16 protein-coding genes are annotated in these 15,384 nt (G+C 72.6%); 6 read left to right on the forward strand and 10 right to left on the reverse strand.

The annotated features are described in order from the left end of the window. Positions 1-17 precede the first annotated feature (17 nt). Complete coding sequence (locus tag I6A81_RS08985; RefSeq protein WP_203003105.1) at positions 18-797, reverse strand: SDR family NAD(P)-dependent oxidoreductase; 780 nt, start codon at positions 795-797, stop codon at positions 18-20. Between the two features lie 145 nt (positions 798-942). Between I6A81_RS08985 and I6A81_RS08990 the strand changes: the two genes are divergently transcribed. The 4 genes from I6A81_RS08990 (at position 943) to I6A81_RS09005 (ending at position 5,945) form a co-directional block, all read left to right on the forward strand. Continuing rightward, positions 943-2,451 (forward strand): acyl-CoA carboxylase subunit beta, encoded by a 1,509-nt coding sequence (locus I6A81_RS08990; protein WP_203003103.1) that lies wholly within the window; start codon positions 943-945, stop codon positions 2,449-2,451. Next, positions 2,448-3,497, forward strand: a complete 1,050-nt coding sequence (locus tag I6A81_RS08995; protein WP_203003102.1) for an LLM class F420-dependent oxidoreductase — start codon at positions 2,448-2,450, stop codon at positions 3,495-3,497. The genes I6A81_RS08990 and I6A81_RS08995 overlap by 4 nt, the downstream gene beginning before the upstream one ends. A gap of 88 nt (positions 3,498-3,585) precedes the next feature. Beyond that, positions 3,586-4,476 (forward strand): enoyl-CoA hydratase-related protein, encoded by an 891-nt coding sequence (locus I6A81_RS09000; RefSeq protein WP_203003100.1) that lies wholly within the window; start codon positions 3,586-3,588, stop codon positions 4,474-4,476. Between the two features lie 95 nt (positions 4,477-4,571). Continuing rightward, complete coding sequence (locus tag I6A81_RS09005; protein WP_203003098.1) at positions 4,572-5,945, forward strand: ABC transporter substrate-binding protein; 1,374 nt, start codon at positions 4,572-4,574, stop codon at positions 5,943-5,945. Positions 5,946-6,249: 304 nt separating this feature from the next. Here I6A81_RS09005 and I6A81_RS09010 read toward each other — a convergent pair whose 3' ends face one another. Further along, entirely contained in the window at positions 6,250-6,753 is a 504-nt protein-coding gene (locus tag I6A81_RS09010) for a MarR family winged helix-turn-helix transcriptional regulator (RefSeq protein WP_203003096.1), read from the reverse strand. 186 nt (positions 6,754-6,939) lie between these two features. Between I6A81_RS09010 and I6A81_RS09015 the strand changes: the two genes are divergently transcribed. Together I6A81_RS09015 and I6A81_RS09020 are read left to right on the forward strand one after the other, a co-directional pair. Next, positions 6,940-7,302 carry an ArsR/SmtB family transcription factor gene (locus I6A81_RS09015; RefSeq protein WP_203003094.1) on the forward strand — a complete coding sequence of 121 codons (363 nt, stop codon included), beginning with the start codon at positions 6,940-6,942 and terminating at the stop codon, positions 7,300-7,302. Then, complete coding sequence (locus tag I6A81_RS09020; protein WP_203003092.1) at positions 7,299-8,567, forward strand: malic enzyme-like protein; 1,269 nt, start codon at positions 7,299-7,301, stop codon at positions 8,565-8,567. The genes I6A81_RS09015 and I6A81_RS09020 overlap by 4 nt, the downstream gene beginning before the upstream one ends. A 131-nt stretch (positions 8,568-8,698) precedes the next feature. On the opposite strand, the gene I6A81_RS09025 is transcribed toward I6A81_RS09020, so the two are convergent. The 8 genes from I6A81_RS09025 to I6A81_RS09060 form a co-directional block, all read right to left on the reverse strand. Next, on the reverse strand, positions 8,699-9,136 hold the full coding sequence (locus I6A81_RS09025) for a type II toxin-antitoxin system VapC family toxin (protein ID WP_203003090.1): 438 nt from the start codon (positions 9,134-9,136) through the stop codon (positions 8,699-8,701). Beyond that, positions 9,133-9,396 (reverse strand): hypothetical protein, encoded by a 264-nt coding sequence (locus I6A81_RS09030; protein WP_203003089.1) that lies wholly within the window; start codon positions 9,394-9,396, stop codon positions 9,133-9,135. The genes I6A81_RS09025 and I6A81_RS09030 overlap by 4 nt, the downstream gene beginning before the upstream one ends. 283 nt (positions 9,397-9,679) lie before the next feature. Beyond that, entirely contained in the window at positions 9,680-10,453 is a 774-nt protein-coding gene (locus tag I6A81_RS09035) for an SDR family NAD(P)-dependent oxidoreductase (protein ID WP_203003088.1), read from the reverse strand. 433 nt (positions 10,454-10,886) lie between these two features. Further along, positions 10,887-12,032 (reverse strand): thiolase C-terminal domain-containing protein, encoded by a 1,146-nt coding sequence (locus I6A81_RS09040; protein WP_203003087.1) that lies wholly within the window; start codon positions 12,030-12,032, stop codon positions 10,887-10,889. Beyond that, positions 12,032-12,442 carry a Zn-ribbon domain-containing OB-fold protein gene (locus I6A81_RS09045; protein ID WP_203003085.1) on the reverse strand — a complete coding sequence of 137 codons (411 nt, stop codon included), beginning with the start codon at positions 12,440-12,442 and terminating at the stop codon, positions 12,032-12,034. Before I6A81_RS09045 ends, I6A81_RS09040 begins: the two co-directional genes overlap by 1 nt. A gap of 255 nt (positions 12,443-12,697) precedes the next feature. Continuing rightward, on the reverse strand, positions 12,698-13,219 hold the full coding sequence (locus I6A81_RS09050) for a nuclear transport factor 2 family protein (RefSeq protein ID WP_307874547.1): 522 nt from the start codon (positions 13,217-13,219) through the stop codon (positions 12,698-12,700). Continuing rightward, positions 13,210-14,157 (reverse strand): TIGR03619 family F420-dependent LLM class oxidoreductase, encoded by a 948-nt coding sequence (locus tag I6A81_RS09055; RefSeq protein WP_203003076.1) that lies wholly within the window; start codon positions 14,155-14,157, stop codon positions 13,210-13,212. The genes I6A81_RS09050 and I6A81_RS09055 overlap by 10 nt, the downstream gene beginning before the upstream one ends. 22 nt (positions 14,158-14,179) lie before the next feature. Continuing rightward, positions 14,180-15,226: an alpha/beta hydrolase gene (locus I6A81_RS09060; protein ID WP_203003074.1), complete on the reverse strand. Its 1,047-nt coding sequence runs from the start codon at positions 15,224-15,226 to the stop codon at positions 14,180-14,182. Between the last annotated feature and the right edge of the window lie 158 nt (positions 15,227-15,384).

Consider the following 15,384-nt stretch of genomic DNA (forward strand, 5'->3'; position numbering starts at 1 on the left):
CGCCGCGGTAGGGCGGCCTACTTGGGCTGGAGGCGGGCGCCGCCGTCGATGCGGATGACCTCGGCGTTCAGGTAGCTGTTGGTGATCAGTTCGACGGCGAGCGTGGCGAACTCGTCGGCGGTGCCGAGCCGATGCGGGAAGAGGACGTCCCGCTTGAGCTTCTCCTTGAACGCCTCGGAGCCGGGGCCCTCGCCGTAGATCGGGGTGTCGATCATGCCGGGGGCGATGCAGTTGACCCGTACCCCGATGACGGACAGGTCGCGGGCGACCGGCAGCGTCATGCCGACGACCCCGCCCTTGGAGGTGGAATAGGCGGCCTGGCCGATCTGGCCGTCGAAGGCCGCCAGCGACGCGGTGTTGACGATCGCGCCGCGCTCCCCGTCGGCCGTCAGCGGGTCGGTGGCCGCCATCGCGGTCGCGACGATCCGGATGGCGTCGAACGTGCCGATCGTGTTGACCTCGATGACCCGGCGGAACGCGTCGAGGCTGTGGGCCGAGTCGTAGGTGCCGTCCCTGCCGATGGTGCGCCCGGCCCAGCCGATGCCGGCGCAGTTCACCAGGGCGCGCACCGGCCCCAGACCCTTGGCCACCTCGGTCGCGGCGATGATGGCCTCGGTCGAGGTGACGTCGACGTGCGCGAACACGCCGCCGACCTCCTCCGCGACGGCCGCGCCCTTCGCGTCGTCCCGGTCGGCGACCACGACGCGCGCGCCCCGCGCCGCCAGCAGCCGCGCGACCGCCGCGCCCAGCCCCGACGCCCCGCCGGTGACGATCGCCACCGAGTCCCTGATGTCCACGCCGTCCTCCGGTCCATCCCGTCCGACCCGCTGGATTCCGCTGGAACTGCATTCTAGGGATGGCGGGTCCGAGAGAAGCGGAACCGGCCCGGCGCGGCACGCTGACCTCTTGCGGCGGAGAAACAGGGTTCCATACTGTGGTCGGGTGGCGGACGACTTGCACGGGTGGGGCCCGGCGCTGGCCGAGATCGGCGGCCGCAAGGCGGTGGCCGCCGCCATGGGTGGCGAGGGCCGCCTCGTCCGGCAGGCCGCGCGCGGCCGGCTGAACGCCCGCGAGCGGCTGGCCGCCCTGTTCGACAAGGACACCTTCTACGAGATCGGCGCTCTCGTCGGCGCCACGGACGACCCGCCGGCGCCCGCCGACGCGTTCGTCGCCGGTGCCGGGCGGATCGACGGGCGCCCGGCGCTCGCCGGGGCCGAGGACGTCACCGTGCTCGGCGGCTCGATCGGCACCGGCGCCGCCGACAAGCGCTACCGCCTGACCCAGCTCGCCCGCCAGGAGCGGGTGCCGCTGGTGATGATGCTCGAGGGCGCGGGCCACCGGGTCACCGGACACGCGACCGGCCGCCGTCCTGGCGACCTCGGCGGACTGGTCGAGCTGTCCGGCCTGGTGCCGATGGTCTGCCTGGTGCTGGGCGCCTCCGCCGGCCACGGCGCGCTGACCGCCCCGATCTGCGACTTCGTCGCGATGACCGCGACCGCGTCGATCTTCTCCGCGGGCCCGCCGCTGGTCCGCTCGGCGACCGGTGAACAGATCAGCAAGGAGGACCTCGGCGGGCCTGACGTCGCCGCCGCCACCGGTGGCGTCGTGCACAACGTCGTCGCCGACGACGCCGAGGCGATCGCGCTCGCCCGCCGCTACCTGCGCTACTTCCCGCTCAATTCCGTCGAGCCACCACCGCGGCGGCTCGACGGCCCGGACGTCGGGCCGCGCCGGGTCGACGAGCTGCTCGAACTGATCCCGCCTGATCCCCGCCGGCCTTACGCCATCCGGCCGGTGCTCGAGGCCGTCGTCGACGACGGCGAGCTGCTGGAGGTGCAGCCGCACTTCGGCTCCTCGCTGGTGACCGCGCTCGCCCACCTCGGCGGGCACGCCGTCGCGATCGTCGCCAACGACCCGAGCGTGCTCGCCGGCGCCATCGACTCGGACGCCGCCGACAAGGCGGCTCACTTCCTGCAGGTGGCCGGGGCGTTCGGCCTGCCGTGCGTGTTCCTCGCCGACAACCCCGGGGTGCTCGCCGGCAGCGCCGCCGAGCGGGCCGGCATCCTGCGCCACGCCGCCCGGATGTACGCCGTCCAGCACCGGCTGACGGTCCCGAAGCTGCATGTGACGCTGCGCAAGGCGTTCGGGTTCGGGTCGTCGGTGATGGCGATGAACCCCTTCGACGGCCAGACGCTCACGCTGGCCTTCCCGTCGATCACGCTGGGCGCGCTGCCGGCCGGCTCCACCGCGAGCAGGATCGAGGATCCCGAGGAGCGGGCGCGGGTGGCCGCCGAGCAGGCGAGGGCGTCCGTCACCGGCGGCGCGAGGCTCTCCTACGACGACGTCATCGACCCGCGCGAGCTGCGCAACGCCCTGCTCGCCGGACTGATGCTCAGCGAGGGCCGCGAGTGGGGTGGCTCTTCCCAGGCGCCCGCCGGGATCCTCCCGTGACGGCGACCGGAGTCGCGCTCAAGCTGGGACTGCGGCTGAGCCTCTACCGGGCGGCGCGGCTCGCGGTGCCCGTCGACGAGGTCCGGCACGCCGAGAGCCTCGGCTACCACTCGGTCTGGACCGCCGAGGCCTACGGCAGCGACGCGCTCACCCCGCTGGCCTACCTCGCCGCGCACACCGAGCGGATCCGGCTTGGCACGGCGGTCGTCCAGCTAGCCGCCCGGCCGCCGGCCACGCTCGCGATGCAGGCGATGACGATCGACGCGCTGGCCGGCGGCAACCGGGTGATCCTCGGGGTCGGACTGTCCGGCCCGCAGATCGTCGAGGGCTGGTACGGCCAGCCGTGGGGCCGGCCGAACGCGCGGCTGCGGGACTACGTGACGATCGTGCGCAAGGTGCTGGCGCGCGAGGAGCCCGTCGCCCACGACGGCCGGGAGATCCGGCTGCCCTACACCGGGCCGGGCGCGCTCGGCCAGGGCAAGCCGCTCAAGTCGATCATGCATCCGGTGGCGCCGGTCCCGATCTGGCTCGGCGCCGGCGGGCCGCGCAACACCGCGCTCGCCGCCGAGCTGTGCGACGGCTGGCTGCCGATGGGGCTGCCCGCCGACGGCGTGCCCGCCCCGGCGCGGGAACGGGTCGAGCACGGCGGTTTCGAGATCTTCACCGGCGCTTCCGTCACCATCACCGACGACGTGCGCGGCACGCTCGACGCGATGCGCCCGCTCACCGCGATGTACGTGGGCGGGATGGGCAGCGAGACGCACAACTACCACCGCGACGCGATGGCACGCCGCGGCTTCCCGGAGGCGGCGGACCGGGTCGTCGAGCTGTGGCGCTCGGGGCGCAGGACCGAGGCGATGGCGGCCGTCCCCGACGACTACCTGGAGCAGAGCGCCCTCGTCGGCTCGCCGGCCAGGATCCGGCGGCGCTGGGCGGCGGGGTACGTCCCGCCGGGGGTCACCGGCCTGATCGTCGACGCCCGCCAGCCGGAGGCGCTGGAGCTGATGGCCGACCTGGCCGGTACCAGGGAGGGCACCGCGCCATGAGTGACCGCGGCACGGACGACGGCGAGAAGAGCGACGGCGACATGAGTACCTACGACATCGAGTGCCTACGACATCGAGTGCCCACGAGATGAGTGACTACGAGCACCTGCTGGTCGACGCGCCCGCGGCCGGGGTCCGGCGGATCACGCTGAACCGGCCGGAGAAGCGCAACGCCATCTCCACCCCGTTGCGGACCGAGCTGCTCGACGCGCTGCGGGCCCATGACGTCGACCCGGACGTGCGGGTGAGCATCATCCGGGGCGCGGGGCCGTGCTTCTCGGCCGGCTACGACCTGGGCTCACCGCTGATGGCCGACCCGCCGTTCTACTCGGCGCCCGGCCCTGGGCAGTGGGCCCGCCAGGTGGGCGACACCTGGTTCAGCCTCTGGGACCTGGCCAAGCCGGTGATCGCCCAGATCCACGGCTACGCGATCGCCGGCGCCACCGAGCTCGCCTCCGCCTGCGACCTGGTCTACGTCGCCGAGGACGCGATGATCAGCTACCCGGTGGTCCGGGTGGCGAGCCCCCCGGACTGGCAGTACCACACGGTGCTGCTCGGCCTGCGCCGCGCGATGGAGCTGATGCTGACCGGCGACGGCATCGACGGTGTCGAGGCCGCCCGGATCGGCTTCGCCAACCGGGCCTACCCGGCGGACCGGCTCGCCGACGAGGTACTCGCCATCGCGGTCCGCGTCGCCGGCGTGCCCAGCGACCTCACCCAGATCAACAAACGGTCGGTGCATCGCGCGTTCGACGTCTGGGGCGCCCGCGCGGCGATCCGCGCCGGCACGGAGCTCGCGGCGCTCGCCACCCACACCGACTCGGCGGCGCATTTCCGCCGTGACGCGCTGGGCGCCGTGAAGTCCGCCGTCGCCGATGGCGCCGGCGGTGGCGGCGGCGTTACTGGCGCCGCCAGCGCCGCTGGCGCCGCTGGCGCCGCTGGCGCCGAGAAGAATGGAAAGGATAACAACACGGACTGACTTGTGTCGCGTTGTGGGCTGTGTCACCCTCGAATTCGAAAAGGCGTGCGCGGATTGACGCGCATGTTCCCCAGTTGCGAGGGTGAGGTATTCCTGTGCGATTACATCGCATTGCCGCCGTGGCGGCGGCCGGGTTGCTGTGCGTCGCCGCGTGCGGCGGCGGTGGCGACGGCGCCGGCGCGAGTGGTGGTGGCGGGTCGGCGGCGACGCCGACGGTCGACCCGAATGCCTTCCGGCCGGGCGCGACGACCGGCTGGTCCGACGGCGGGGTGACGGTCGACGCGGCGGGCCTGCGCTGCGCGGACGCCCCCACGGACCCGGCGCGTGGTCTCACCGCGACCGAGATCAGGGTGGGTGGCCTGGCGAGCCTCACCGCCCCGGGCGGCGCCGCCCTGGCCGGCGCGGAGCTGGGCGCCGAGGTCCGCTTCAAACGGGCCAACGACTCGGGCGGCGTGCACGGTCGAAAGATCAACTATCTGGGCACGAAGGACGACGGGACCGACCCCGGCCGTTCCGTGCAACTGGCACAGAGTATTGCCGAGCGTGACCAGGTCTTCGCTGTCGTCCCGGCTATCTCCGCGTTCCCGAACTTCCTCGACCCGCTGTGTCAGGCAGGTATCCCGTTCTTCGGGTGGGGCACGAACACCGCGATGTGCGAGAACGCGCTCGGTTTCGCCTTCACCGGCTGCCTGTTGCAGACCGACGACAAGTCCGTCCCGAGTTCCACCGGAATGCTCACGAACACCGTGCTCGGTGGTGACCTCGCGGGCAAGACCGCCGCGGTGCTCGGCTCCGACAACGACTCCGCCCGCCAGGGCGTCGAGGTCTTCAAACGCACCCTGGGGCTCGCCGGCCTGAAGGTGACGTACGCCGAGGCGGCGGCGCCGACCAGCGGCGTGAACGACGCGACCCCGATCGTCAACGCCATCATGACGTCCAACAAGGGTGCCCCTCCGGAAATCATGATCCTCAGCCTGTCGTTCCCCGCCACACTGAAGATCACGGAGGCGTTGCGCGCCGCCGGCTTCACCGGCGAGATCGTCAACCAGGTCGGCTACGACCCGCGGCTCGCCAACTTCGCGTCGTTCAAGGACTCGCTCACCTATCTGCAGTGGGCGCCGCTGGAGTCGGCCGCGTCCTCGCCAGCCCTCGACCAGCTGAAGAAGGACTTCGCCGAGTACGCCCCGGACCAGACGATCAGCCTGACCGCGATGGCCGGCTACTGGTCAGCCGACTTCTTCCTCGCGGCGGTCGAGAAGGCCGGCCCTGACCTGACCGCCGCCTCGCTGCTCGAGTTGCTCAACGGCGGCGGTTACACCTATGAGGTTCCCGGCGCCGTCGCCGAGAGCCGCTGGCCGCTCAACCACAACGTCCCCACTCCCTGCGGCTCCGCGGTCCGGCTGGCCGACGGCCGCTTCGAGGTCGTCCAGCCCCTGGCCTGCGGCGCCACCATCCCCACCCGCGGCTGACCCCACCCGCCGCCGACCTCGCTCCGAAGGCGGGCTGGCGCCCGTCCGGCCTCGCCGCGCCGGCGCCAGCCCGTCGTCCCCGGCCGCGAGCCGCGCGGCGGCCGGGCGGCAAGTGCCGTACCCAGCGACGTTCGCTCGGCCCGCTGGCCACTCATCCCGTGAGTGGCGGGCTCGAAGTGTCCGCCAGAACGCGAGCCAGGGACCGCGCTACCGCGGACACTTCACCGGCGCCGGCACCGGCCCACGGCGCGGGCAAACTTCGCTGATGCGGCACTGGGCGGCGGGGTGGCGGGGCGCTACTCGCCTACGAGCCGCGGGGCCAGCGGCGGCCGGGGCCCTGGCCCTTTTCCATGGACATGTTGAACCGGGTGAGCAGGTGGGCGAGGGTCGCGAGGTCGGCCTGGTCCCAGTCGTGGACGTACTTGGTGATGCCGTTGACGGCCCAGGCGCGGTCGGCGCCCAACCGGTCCAACCCGTGCTCGGTGATTCGCAGCTTGCGGGCGATCCCGCCGTCCGGGTCCGGGATGCGCTCGACCAGACCGGCTCGTAACATCGCCGCGGTCTGTCGGTTGATCGTCGACGTGTCCAGGCCGAAGGCCTCGGAAAGCTGTCCGATGGACATCGGCCCCCCGGCCTCGATTCGGCTGAGCAGCAGATAGGCACTGCGGTCCAGCCGCTGCTCGGCCCCAGGAGCGGCGGCGCGCGCTGCCGCCGTCATGACCACGTATCTGCTGATCAGCATCAGCTCGCGCTCGATGTCCGCGACCTCGGCTAGCCCAATCGTGTCCGCGGTGGCTTGAGGCTTCATCCGACGCTCCTCCCGCGTCCCCTTGGCCGACTTCCAGCGTACCTGCGATGTGCGTAGTGCACATTCTGTGCATGATGCACATGGAAGTGGTCAAACTCTCGCTCGAGGGTCGACGGCGCCGATGGTGCCGAGGCCGCCAGCGGTTGCCGACTTGATAACTTCTTCAAGTCGATAAGGGGTGACGCCGTGGCGGTCCCGCTCTACCAGGCAAAGGCCGAGTTCTTTCGCATGCTTGGTCATCCGGTTCGGATCCGGGTGCTGGAGCTGCTGCAGGACGGCCCCAGGCCGGTGCGTGACCTCTTGGTCGCCACCGGCGTGGAACCTTCCAGTCTCTCCCAGCAGTTGGCCGTGCTGCGCCGCGCCGGGATCGTCCGGGCGACGAGAGAGGGAGGAACAGTCGTCTACGAGCTCGCCGGCAGCGACGTAGCCGAACTGTTGCGCGCCGCCCGCCGGATCCTCGCCGAACTTCTCGCCGGCCAGGAGGACCTGCTCGCCGAGCTGCGTGACGCCGAGATGGGCTCCGGCACGCGCTCGCGGCGAAGCGCATGACGCGAGGCCAGCTCCAGGTGAACCCGGCGTTCAGCCTCGCGGTGCGGGTGCCGACGACGGCGGTCGAGCGGGTCCGGCGGGTCGTGGCCGAGGCACCGGGCGCCGCGGCCTGCCTGGTCGACCACCCGCGCGATGACAGCCATCCGCGCGACGACAGCCACTCAGATGGCGACACCGGTTTCACGGTGGTCACCGTCGAGGCAGACGGCGCCGACACGCTGAACTGGCTGGACGCGACCCTGCGGGCGCGACTCGGCACGGACCTGCTCGACGTCACCGACCTGGCCTTCAGCGTCGCCGCCGGCGGCAAGCTCGGGCTGTTGCCGCTGGCGCGGATCGTCACCGACCTGGACATCGCCCAGCTCGACGCCGACGCGGACCGCCGCGTCGTCACCCATCTGGCCGCGAATCCGCGCGCCGCCGACCGCTACACCGGCCGCGCCCGCCGGGTCGCGCTGCTCTCCGACGGCACCGCCGTGCTCGACCTGGAACCGATCGCGGCGTCGACCGCGCTGCCCGCGCTGGAGTCGCAGGCGCTGCTGCTGCACCGCGCGAGCGGCCTGGACGTGATCCCGATGCCGGTCGCCGCCCCGCGCGCCGCCGACGTCGTCTCGGCGATCTCCCTGCTCGCGCCCGGCTTCGGCGCGACGGTGCTCGTCCACACCGACCTCGCCCGGGTCGCCGTGATCCGCGACGGCCTCGCCGACGCCGGCCTGGTCGTTCTCGACGCGGTCAACGACGGCCTCGCCGTCGCCGCGGCCGCCGCCGTGCTCTCCACGCTGCGCGCCCAGGGCACCCAGCCGCCGGCCGCGCGGGTGGTCATCGTCGACCCGTCGCGTGGAGGCGAGCTCGCCGGTCTGCTCGTCGCCGCCGGCGTCGGAGACATAACGCTCTACGATCCGGTCCGCTATGGCATCGCGGCGCTGCATCAGCTCACAGCGGAGGCGGGCGCGGTGGATCTCGTCATCGACCTGATCGGCCTGGCCGCGCCACCGACGACGGTCCAGGTGCTGCGCACCCGCCCGCAGACTCCGCCCCGCTTCGCGGCGGCGACCACCGCGCCGCGCCCGCTGCACGCTCTGCCGGGCCTGCTCACCGCCGCGCTCGCCGCCCACCGGCCGCCGACGACCGCCGCCCGCCTTGCCGCCGCCCGTGCCCTGTCGGACCTGGCGGCCTCCGGCGACCTCCTTCCGCCGCTGGACCACCCCGACCTGACGACGAAGATCGCCGCCGCCGCGGCGGCCGCCCTGCCAGCCGACGGTTAGGCCCATTTACCCGGCCGGCGCCGGCCGGGAGAACCTCGAACAAGGCTTGCGTGTCAGCGGGCGGCGACGAGGCCGCCGTCGACGAGGAGACCTGGCTGGTTGTGAAGCCGTCGGCGTCGGGCGCCGTCCGGTCAGACCGATACGACCCTGACGGCCGACGGGGGTGCCTCGCGGCCGGGCCCGGTGCGGTCGAGGTGGTCGGCGAGCAGGGCCGAGAGGTCGTCCGGGTCCGACGTCAGGACGGTCGCCGGCTTGTCCTCCGCGTCGAGGGCGGTGGCGGCGACCATCGCGTCGATCGCGTGCTCGTGGCCGTGCCTGTCCGCGTCCTTGAGCAGGCTCGATGCGGAGCGCGCGAGATCCTGGCTCAGCGGGACGACTGTCAGCCGCGACAGCACCCAGTCCAGCCGGGCCCGGTGAACGCCCGCGTGATCCGCCTCGACGATGGTGGCGGCCGTGATTGCGATGCGGACGTCTTCCCGCAGGGCGGCTGTGAGTCTCGCGGCCATCTTTCGGTCGGCGCGCAGGTGCAGCGACAGTGCCTCGCTGTCGAGGATCAGAGTGCCGCTCATGCCTTCTCGCTCCGTGTGCCTGATCCGAAGAGCTCCTGGCGCGCGGCCTGGGTTTCCTCCTCGGTGATCTTTCCGTGGATGGCCTCGCTGGCCTCGATGAGCTCGCGGAGGTTGTCGCGTTCGATCTGGCGCCGGACGGCGCGCTCGATGTACGCGGAGACGCCGCGCTTGCCGACCCGCTCCCGGACGGACGCGATCACACTGGCGTGCAGTGACACTGACACCGAGACCGTCGGATCCGGATCTCCGTCGTCGCCCACGATGAGGAGACTAGCAAAAGGATTGCCAGAAGGAAGAATCATGATCGTGCCAGGTGGCTGCCACTCGATTGGAGTCGTCGGGCGCTCCATGGTGATGGCCAGATTGGCTGGGGGTGGTGCATGCGTGGTAGCGAGCACTGGGACCGCAGAAGTCGATGTGATGGGTCAGACACTGCCTGGGTAGACAGTAGCTCCTCCGGTCGAAAACGGTCAAACCGGCCGGTCTGGCCCTGGCTGGGGCGCCGGCCAGCGGCTGGGCCGTCGTCCAGTCGGCGGTTCGGGGTCAGCGGGCGACGACGAGGCCGCCGTCGGCGAGGACGACCTGGCCGGTCATGAAGCTGCCGGCGTCGGAGGCCATGAGCAGGGCGGGGCCGACCATCTCGTCGGGGTGGGCGGCGCGGGCGAGGTGGCTGGCCCTGGCCATCCGCTCCTGGGCCTCGGGGGTGGTGGCGCGGACCATGTCCGTGTCGACCGTGCCAGGCGCCAGGGCATTCACCCGGATGCCGCGGCTGGCGTATTCGGCGGCCATGGAGCGGGTGAAGGCGACCAGAGCGGCCTTGGCCGCGGCGTACATCGAGACGGCGGGGGAGTGCAGGAAGGCGCCGGCCGAGACGACGTTGATGACCGAGGCGGCCGGGCTTTCGGTGAGATAGGGGAGGGCTTCCTGGACGAGGAAGACGGGGCCGCGCAGGTTGACGTCGAACGACTTGGCCCAGGCGTCGGCGGTCATGGCGCCGAGGGGTTGGGCGAGGCCGGTGGCGGCGTCGTTGACGACGATGTCGATGCGGCCGAAGGTCTGCGCGGCGCGGTCGACCAGAGCATGGAGCGCGTCGAGGTCGCCGACGTGGGTGGGAACGCCGAGCGCCTCGCCGCCCATGGCCCTGAGGTGGGCTTCGGTCTCGGCGCAGGCGGCTGGTTTGCGGCTGGCGACGACGACGGTGGCGCCGGCGGCGACGAAGCCTTCGGCGATCGCGCGGCCGATGCCACGGGTGCCTCCGGTGATGATCGCGACCCGGCCGGTCAGGTCGAACAGCGACCGCAGCTTCTCAGCGTCCATGCGGGCATCGTGTGATCGGTAGAACCCGGTGTCAACCGATGAGCGTGACCGGAGGAGGGAGGCCGCCGATCAGCATCCTGGCCGAGCCAGCGAGCTAGAACGAAGTTCTCGTCGATGGGCGACGACCAGGGCCATGCCTGGCGACGTTCGCCCTGTGCCCGCGTGCGGCGGTGTGCCCGTCTTGTCCGGCGTCACGGGGAATCGTGTCCGACACCAGAGCCAGGACCAGCGCCGTTTCGTGGCCCTGATGTCCGACAGGACGGCCGGGATCCCTCGGTGTCTGCCACGGCGCGGGAGAGGAGTGGCGGGGCGCCGCTCTGTCTGTCCGCCGGCAGGCAGACATTGCCCGCGCGGCACCAGGTCGCCGTTGACGAGGACGACCTGGCCGGTCACGAAGCCGTCCGCGTCGTGCCGTCCTGAGCGTCGCGTTGCCCTAGGCGCCGCGGCCCAGGATGATCGCGCTGCGGCCGGCGGCGGCCAGGACGTGCCGGACGTCGCTCACCTGGTTGGCGGCGGTGCCGCGCAGCTGGCGGACCGCCTCCAGGATGTTGTTCACCCCGTGGATGTAGGCCTCGCCGAGCAGGCCGCCGTGAGTGTTCACGGGAATGGTGCCGTCGAGGTCGATGTGGCCGTCGGCGATGAAGTCGCGGGCCTCGCCCGGCTTGCAGAAGCCGTACGCCTCCAGCTGGTAGAAGACGACGGGGGAGAAGTTCTCGTAGAGCATCGCGACGTCGATGTCGGCGGGGCCGAGGCCGGTCGTCTCGTACAGGATCCGCGCGCCCATCTCCGCCTCGGGGAAACGGGCGATGTCCGGGTGGTAGTAGTTGAACAGCACGTCGCCGTCGATCACGTTGCCCTGCGTCGCCGCCTCGACGGTGACGAGTGGCTGGCGCAGGTCCCGGGCGCGCTCGGCCGTGGTGACGACGAGCGCGACGCCGCCGTCGCTTTCCTGGCAGCAGTCGAGCAGGCGCAGGATCGGCTCGACGATCCACCGCGAGTTCTGGTGGTCGGCGAGTGTGATCGGCTTGCCGTGGAACCAGGCGTTCGGGTTCGTCGCCGCGTGGCGGCGCGCGACCACCGAGTAGAGACCGAAGTCGGCGTTGGTCAGCCCGTAAACGTGCATGTACCGCTGGAACCAGAGCGAGTACATCTTGGTGGGCGCGTCGAGGCCGTACGGCAGATAGAAGTTGAAGCCGGCGGAACGTGCCTGTTGGGCGGGTTGGCCGAACCGGTGGCCGGAGCGCTCGTTGAACGCCCGGTACACCACGACGACGTTCGCCATTCCCGAGATCACCGCGGCGGCCGCGTGCTCGACGGTCGCGGACGCGCCGCCGCCCCCGAACGGGGTGCGCGACGCCCAGCGGATCTCCTCGATGCCGACCGCGCGGGCCAGCGCCAGCTCGTCGTTCGTGTCCTGGGTGAAGGTGACCGTGCCGTCGACGTCGCGCCCGGACAGCCCGGCGTCGGCGAGCGCGGCGCGCACGGCCTCCGCCGCCAGTTGCAGCTCGCTACGCCCGGAGTTCTTGGAGAACTCGGTCTGCCCGATCCCGACGATCGCGGCTTTCGCGCTGGCCGCCATCAGACGCTCACCTCCTGGGCCGCCGCCGGGCGGAACTGGGGCAGCCTGAAGCCGTCGACCTCGTCGAAGAACACCTCGACCGGCATTTCGTTCGACACGTCGGCCGCGTCGACCTCTCGCAGGTTCGACACGAGCCGAATGCCCTCCTCGAGGTCGACGAGGATGACGATGCGCGGCGCGTCGTCGGGCTGGGACGGGTGGCGCGACACGATCCAGCTGTGGATCGTGCCGCGGCCGGACAGCTCGCGTTCCGTCCAGTCGACCGAGCCGCAAGCCGGGCACATCGGCGACGGCGGGTGCGCGATCCGGCCGCAGCCGGCGCAGGCGCGCGTGACCAGCCTGCCGTCCCGCGCGGCCTCCCAGAAGAAGGCGTCGTCGAGGTCGGGGACCGGGCGGATGACGCGTGGCATGAATCCTCCAGCCTTGTTTGGTCGCGAAGAGCGGCCTCATGTCGGGGAAGGCGCGCGGCGTGTGCCCGCCGTCGACGCTGATGCGCTGACCGGTGACCCAGCTCGACTCCTGGCCGGCGAGGAAACGGCCCGCCGCCGGCGAGCGGCAGCGCGCTCGCGAACCCCGGCCCGCCGCCGCCCACGACCAGGGCACGCAGCCCGTCGAGCGGTCCCTAGGGCATCGTCTGCCTCCTGAACAGCCGAGAAAACGGAGGGTCAGCGGTGCGACTGGCTGCCGGTGACCGGCTCGACCCGTTGCCAGAGGACGTTCACGGCGCGCCGGGCGAACCGCCAGACGCCGTCCGTGCCGCGGGCGTAGGCGTCCGCGTAGCGGATCGCCATCCGCAGGTCGACCGGCGTGCCGCCCTCGTCGAGGTGCAGGTGATGCGCCTCGCAGTAGGTCTCGCCGACGGCTGTGTCCCCGTCGACCTGGCAGCGGTGGTTGCCGACGAAGTGGAACGTCTCGGTGAACCGGGCGCGCAGCGCCCGGGGGATCCCGGCCAGCGCGGCGGGACCGACGACCGGGCGGTTCGGCTCGGCCTGGTCCGCGTAGCTGACCCGCAGCACGCCCTCGTCGGTGAACAGCGAGGCGAACAGCTCCCCGTCGCCGGCGTCCGCCGCGGCGGCGTAGCTCGCGGCCAGGTCGCGCAGGGCGAGCCGGTCGGCCGCGTCGCCGGACGAGCGGCCCGCGGCGAGCAGGCCCGCGGGTCGGGGCTTGCCGTCGGTCGTCAGCTCCACAGCTTCTCCCACCGCTGGCCGAGGTCGGCGATCCAGGCGGTCGCCTCGGCGCCGTCGCGCACGAACGCGGAGATCGGGACCGAGACCTCGGTGACGCCGAGATCGGCGAGCGCCGGCGCGCCGGCGAGCGTGCGGTCCAGGTCCAGCGACCCGTCGTCGTCGCGGGCGATCGGCAGGCTGTGACGCACCCGCGGGGTCTCGTCGCCCCGGCCGGCGGCCGCCCAGGCCTCGCGGATCTTCGCGAGGCCGGCGGCGACGCCCTCCACGGTCTCACCCATGATCGGGATCCAGCCGTCGCCCAGCTCGGTGATCCGGCGCAGGTTGCGTCGCGTCAGCGGGCCGCTGAACAGGATGGCCGGGCCGTTCGGCTGGGTCGGCTTCGGGTCGCACCAGATCTTCTCGAAGCGGGCGGTCGGCAGGTCGACGGCGGCGGGCCCAGGCGCCCACAGCGCCCGGCACGCCGCGATCGTGTCGTCGAGGATCTGGGCGCGGTTGGCGAAGTCCAGGTCCAGCGTCTCGTACTCCTCCGGCTGCCAGCCGGTGCCGACACCCAGCTCCAGGCGGCCCCGCGAGAGCGCGTCCAGGGTGGCCGCCTGCTTGGCGAGCAGCGGGGCGCGGCGCAGGCCGGCGATCAGGATGCCGGTGGACAGGCGCACCCGCGCCGTCGCCCCGGCGATGACCGACAGCAGCGTGACGGGCTCGAGCCAGGGCGAGCCGTAGGGGTAGCGGAAGGGGCCCCACGGATACCGGTCGAGCCGCTCGCCCATGATCACATGGTCGCTCTGCACCAGGGTGTCGACGCCCGCCTCGTCGGCGGCGCGGGCCAAGTCGATGATCTTGTGTTGCTCGTCGGACCTGTACATGGACTCGCCGACGGGCAGGCCGAGCGCGAGACGGGGTCGCGCCGTCGGGCCAGCAGCGGGTTGGGTCGCCGTCATACCTGAGCCTCCTTCAGCAACATCATGTATATTGTCTACCATTTGCCGACGGGGCGGGCGATGGTCGGTGGACGCGCAGGTCCGTGACCCGGTCGACGATGGCCCAGTCCACGATCCGGTCCCAGAGCTCGGCGCGTCCTGGGGCGACGTTGCTGTTGTGGTACGCCCCCGCGAGGACGTGCAGCGTGACGTCGGGGCAGCCGGGCAGGTAGCCCGGTGCCTCGCGCGGCGGACCGGCGATGTCGTGCTCGGCGAGACCGATCAGCACCGGGACGTCGATCGCCGCGAGAGCGTCACGGTGGCTGCCGGGAATCATCGACGCGAGCCCGCACGGGGTGATCAGGCTGTCGGCGCAGCCGGCCAGCGCGGCGGCCGCCGCCGGCGGCAGGCCTGGCCCGACGAGCAGCTCCAGCACTCCTGACGAGCTCGGCACCAGCGCCCGGCCGAACCGGGCCCGCGCCAGGTCGGCGACCGACGCCCGCGCCCTGACCGGGTCGCCGGCGACCGCGAGCTCGCCGGGGCCGAGCATCTCGGGCCACCCGCGGCCGGAGTGACCCAGCAGCACCAGCCCGGCGTAGGGCCGGTGGCGGGCCTGCGCCAGCGCGACCAGCATCCCGCCCATCGAGTGGCCCAGGCCCAGCACCACCGGGTCGACCAGCCCGAGGCCGGCGACGGCGCGCGCCGCGGCGGCCGCGTCGACGTCGGCGACCGTCTCCGGCACGAGTGCCCACGGGTCGGCCGGGGTGTCGCTCCCGCCGGTGGCCAGGTGATCGACGAGCACGACGACCAGCCCGGCGGCGGCCAGGTACGCGGCCATGTCATAGCCGGGCTGGGCATGGCCAGGCTGGGCATGGCCAGGCTCGGCATGGGCGGGCTCGTCGCGGGTGGCACGGCCGGCGCCGGCGAGCTCGAAGTATCGCGCCGACATGCCGCCGCCGGCGAAGCAGCACAGCACGACGGGTCGCTCCGGAGTCCGGTCCGGGTCTCGGACGATCCGGACCGACACCTCCGCCGCCCCGGCGGGCGCGACGTCGTCGACCCGGACCCGCGCGCTGGTTCCTTCGAGCACGGCTGTCCTTCCTCGTGGTGCTGGCGCCCCCCGCGGCGTCGGCGCCGCAGGGGTGACCAGTCCTGGCAATGGCCGTGATCCCGGCCTCGCGGGCCCGGCGGCTCGGGCGCCGGCTGGGGACGGTGGCTCACCCCAACCGGCTGTTCCGGTCTGATCGC

The sequence above is a fragment of the Frankia nepalensis genome, from assembly GCF_016786325.1.
Classification (GTDB): domain Bacteria; phylum Actinomycetota; class Actinomycetes; order Frankiales; family Frankiaceae; genus Pseudofrankia; species Pseudofrankia nepalensis.

Bases quoted from the DNA above. Each gene is read 5' to 3' on its own strand.
- I6A81_RS09000 (WP_203003100.1), top strand. From the start codon at position 3,586: ATGAGTGACTACGAGCACCTGCTGGTCGACGCGCCCGCGGCCGGGGTC.
- I6A81_RS09010 (WP_203003096.1), bottom strand. From the start codon at position 6,753: ATGAAGCCTCAAGCCACCGCGGACACGATTGGGCTAGCCGAGGTCGCG.
- I6A81_RS09020 (WP_203003092.1), top strand. From the start codon at position 7,299: ATGACGCGAGGCCAGCTCCAGGTGAACCCGGCGTTCAGCCTCGCGGTG.
- I6A81_RS09025 (WP_203003090.1), bottom strand. From the start codon at position 9,136: ATGAGCGGCACTCTGATCCTCGACAGCGAGGCACTGTCGCTGCACCTG.
- I6A81_RS09035 (WP_203003088.1), bottom strand. From the start codon at position 10,453: ATGGACGCTGAGAAGCTGCGGTCGCTGTTCGACCTGACCGGCCGGGTC.
- I6A81_RS09040 (WP_203003087.1), bottom strand. From the start codon at position 12,032: ATGGCGGCCAGCGCGAAAGCCGCGATCGTCGGGATCGGGCAGACCGAG.
- I6A81_RS09045 (WP_203003085.1), bottom strand. From the start codon at position 12,442: ATGCCACGCGTCATCCGCCCGGTCCCCGACCTCGACGACGCCTTCTTC.
- I6A81_RS09055 (WP_203003076.1), bottom strand. From the start codon at position 14,157: ATGACGGCGACCCAACCCGCTGCTGGCCCGACGGCGCGACCCCGTCTC.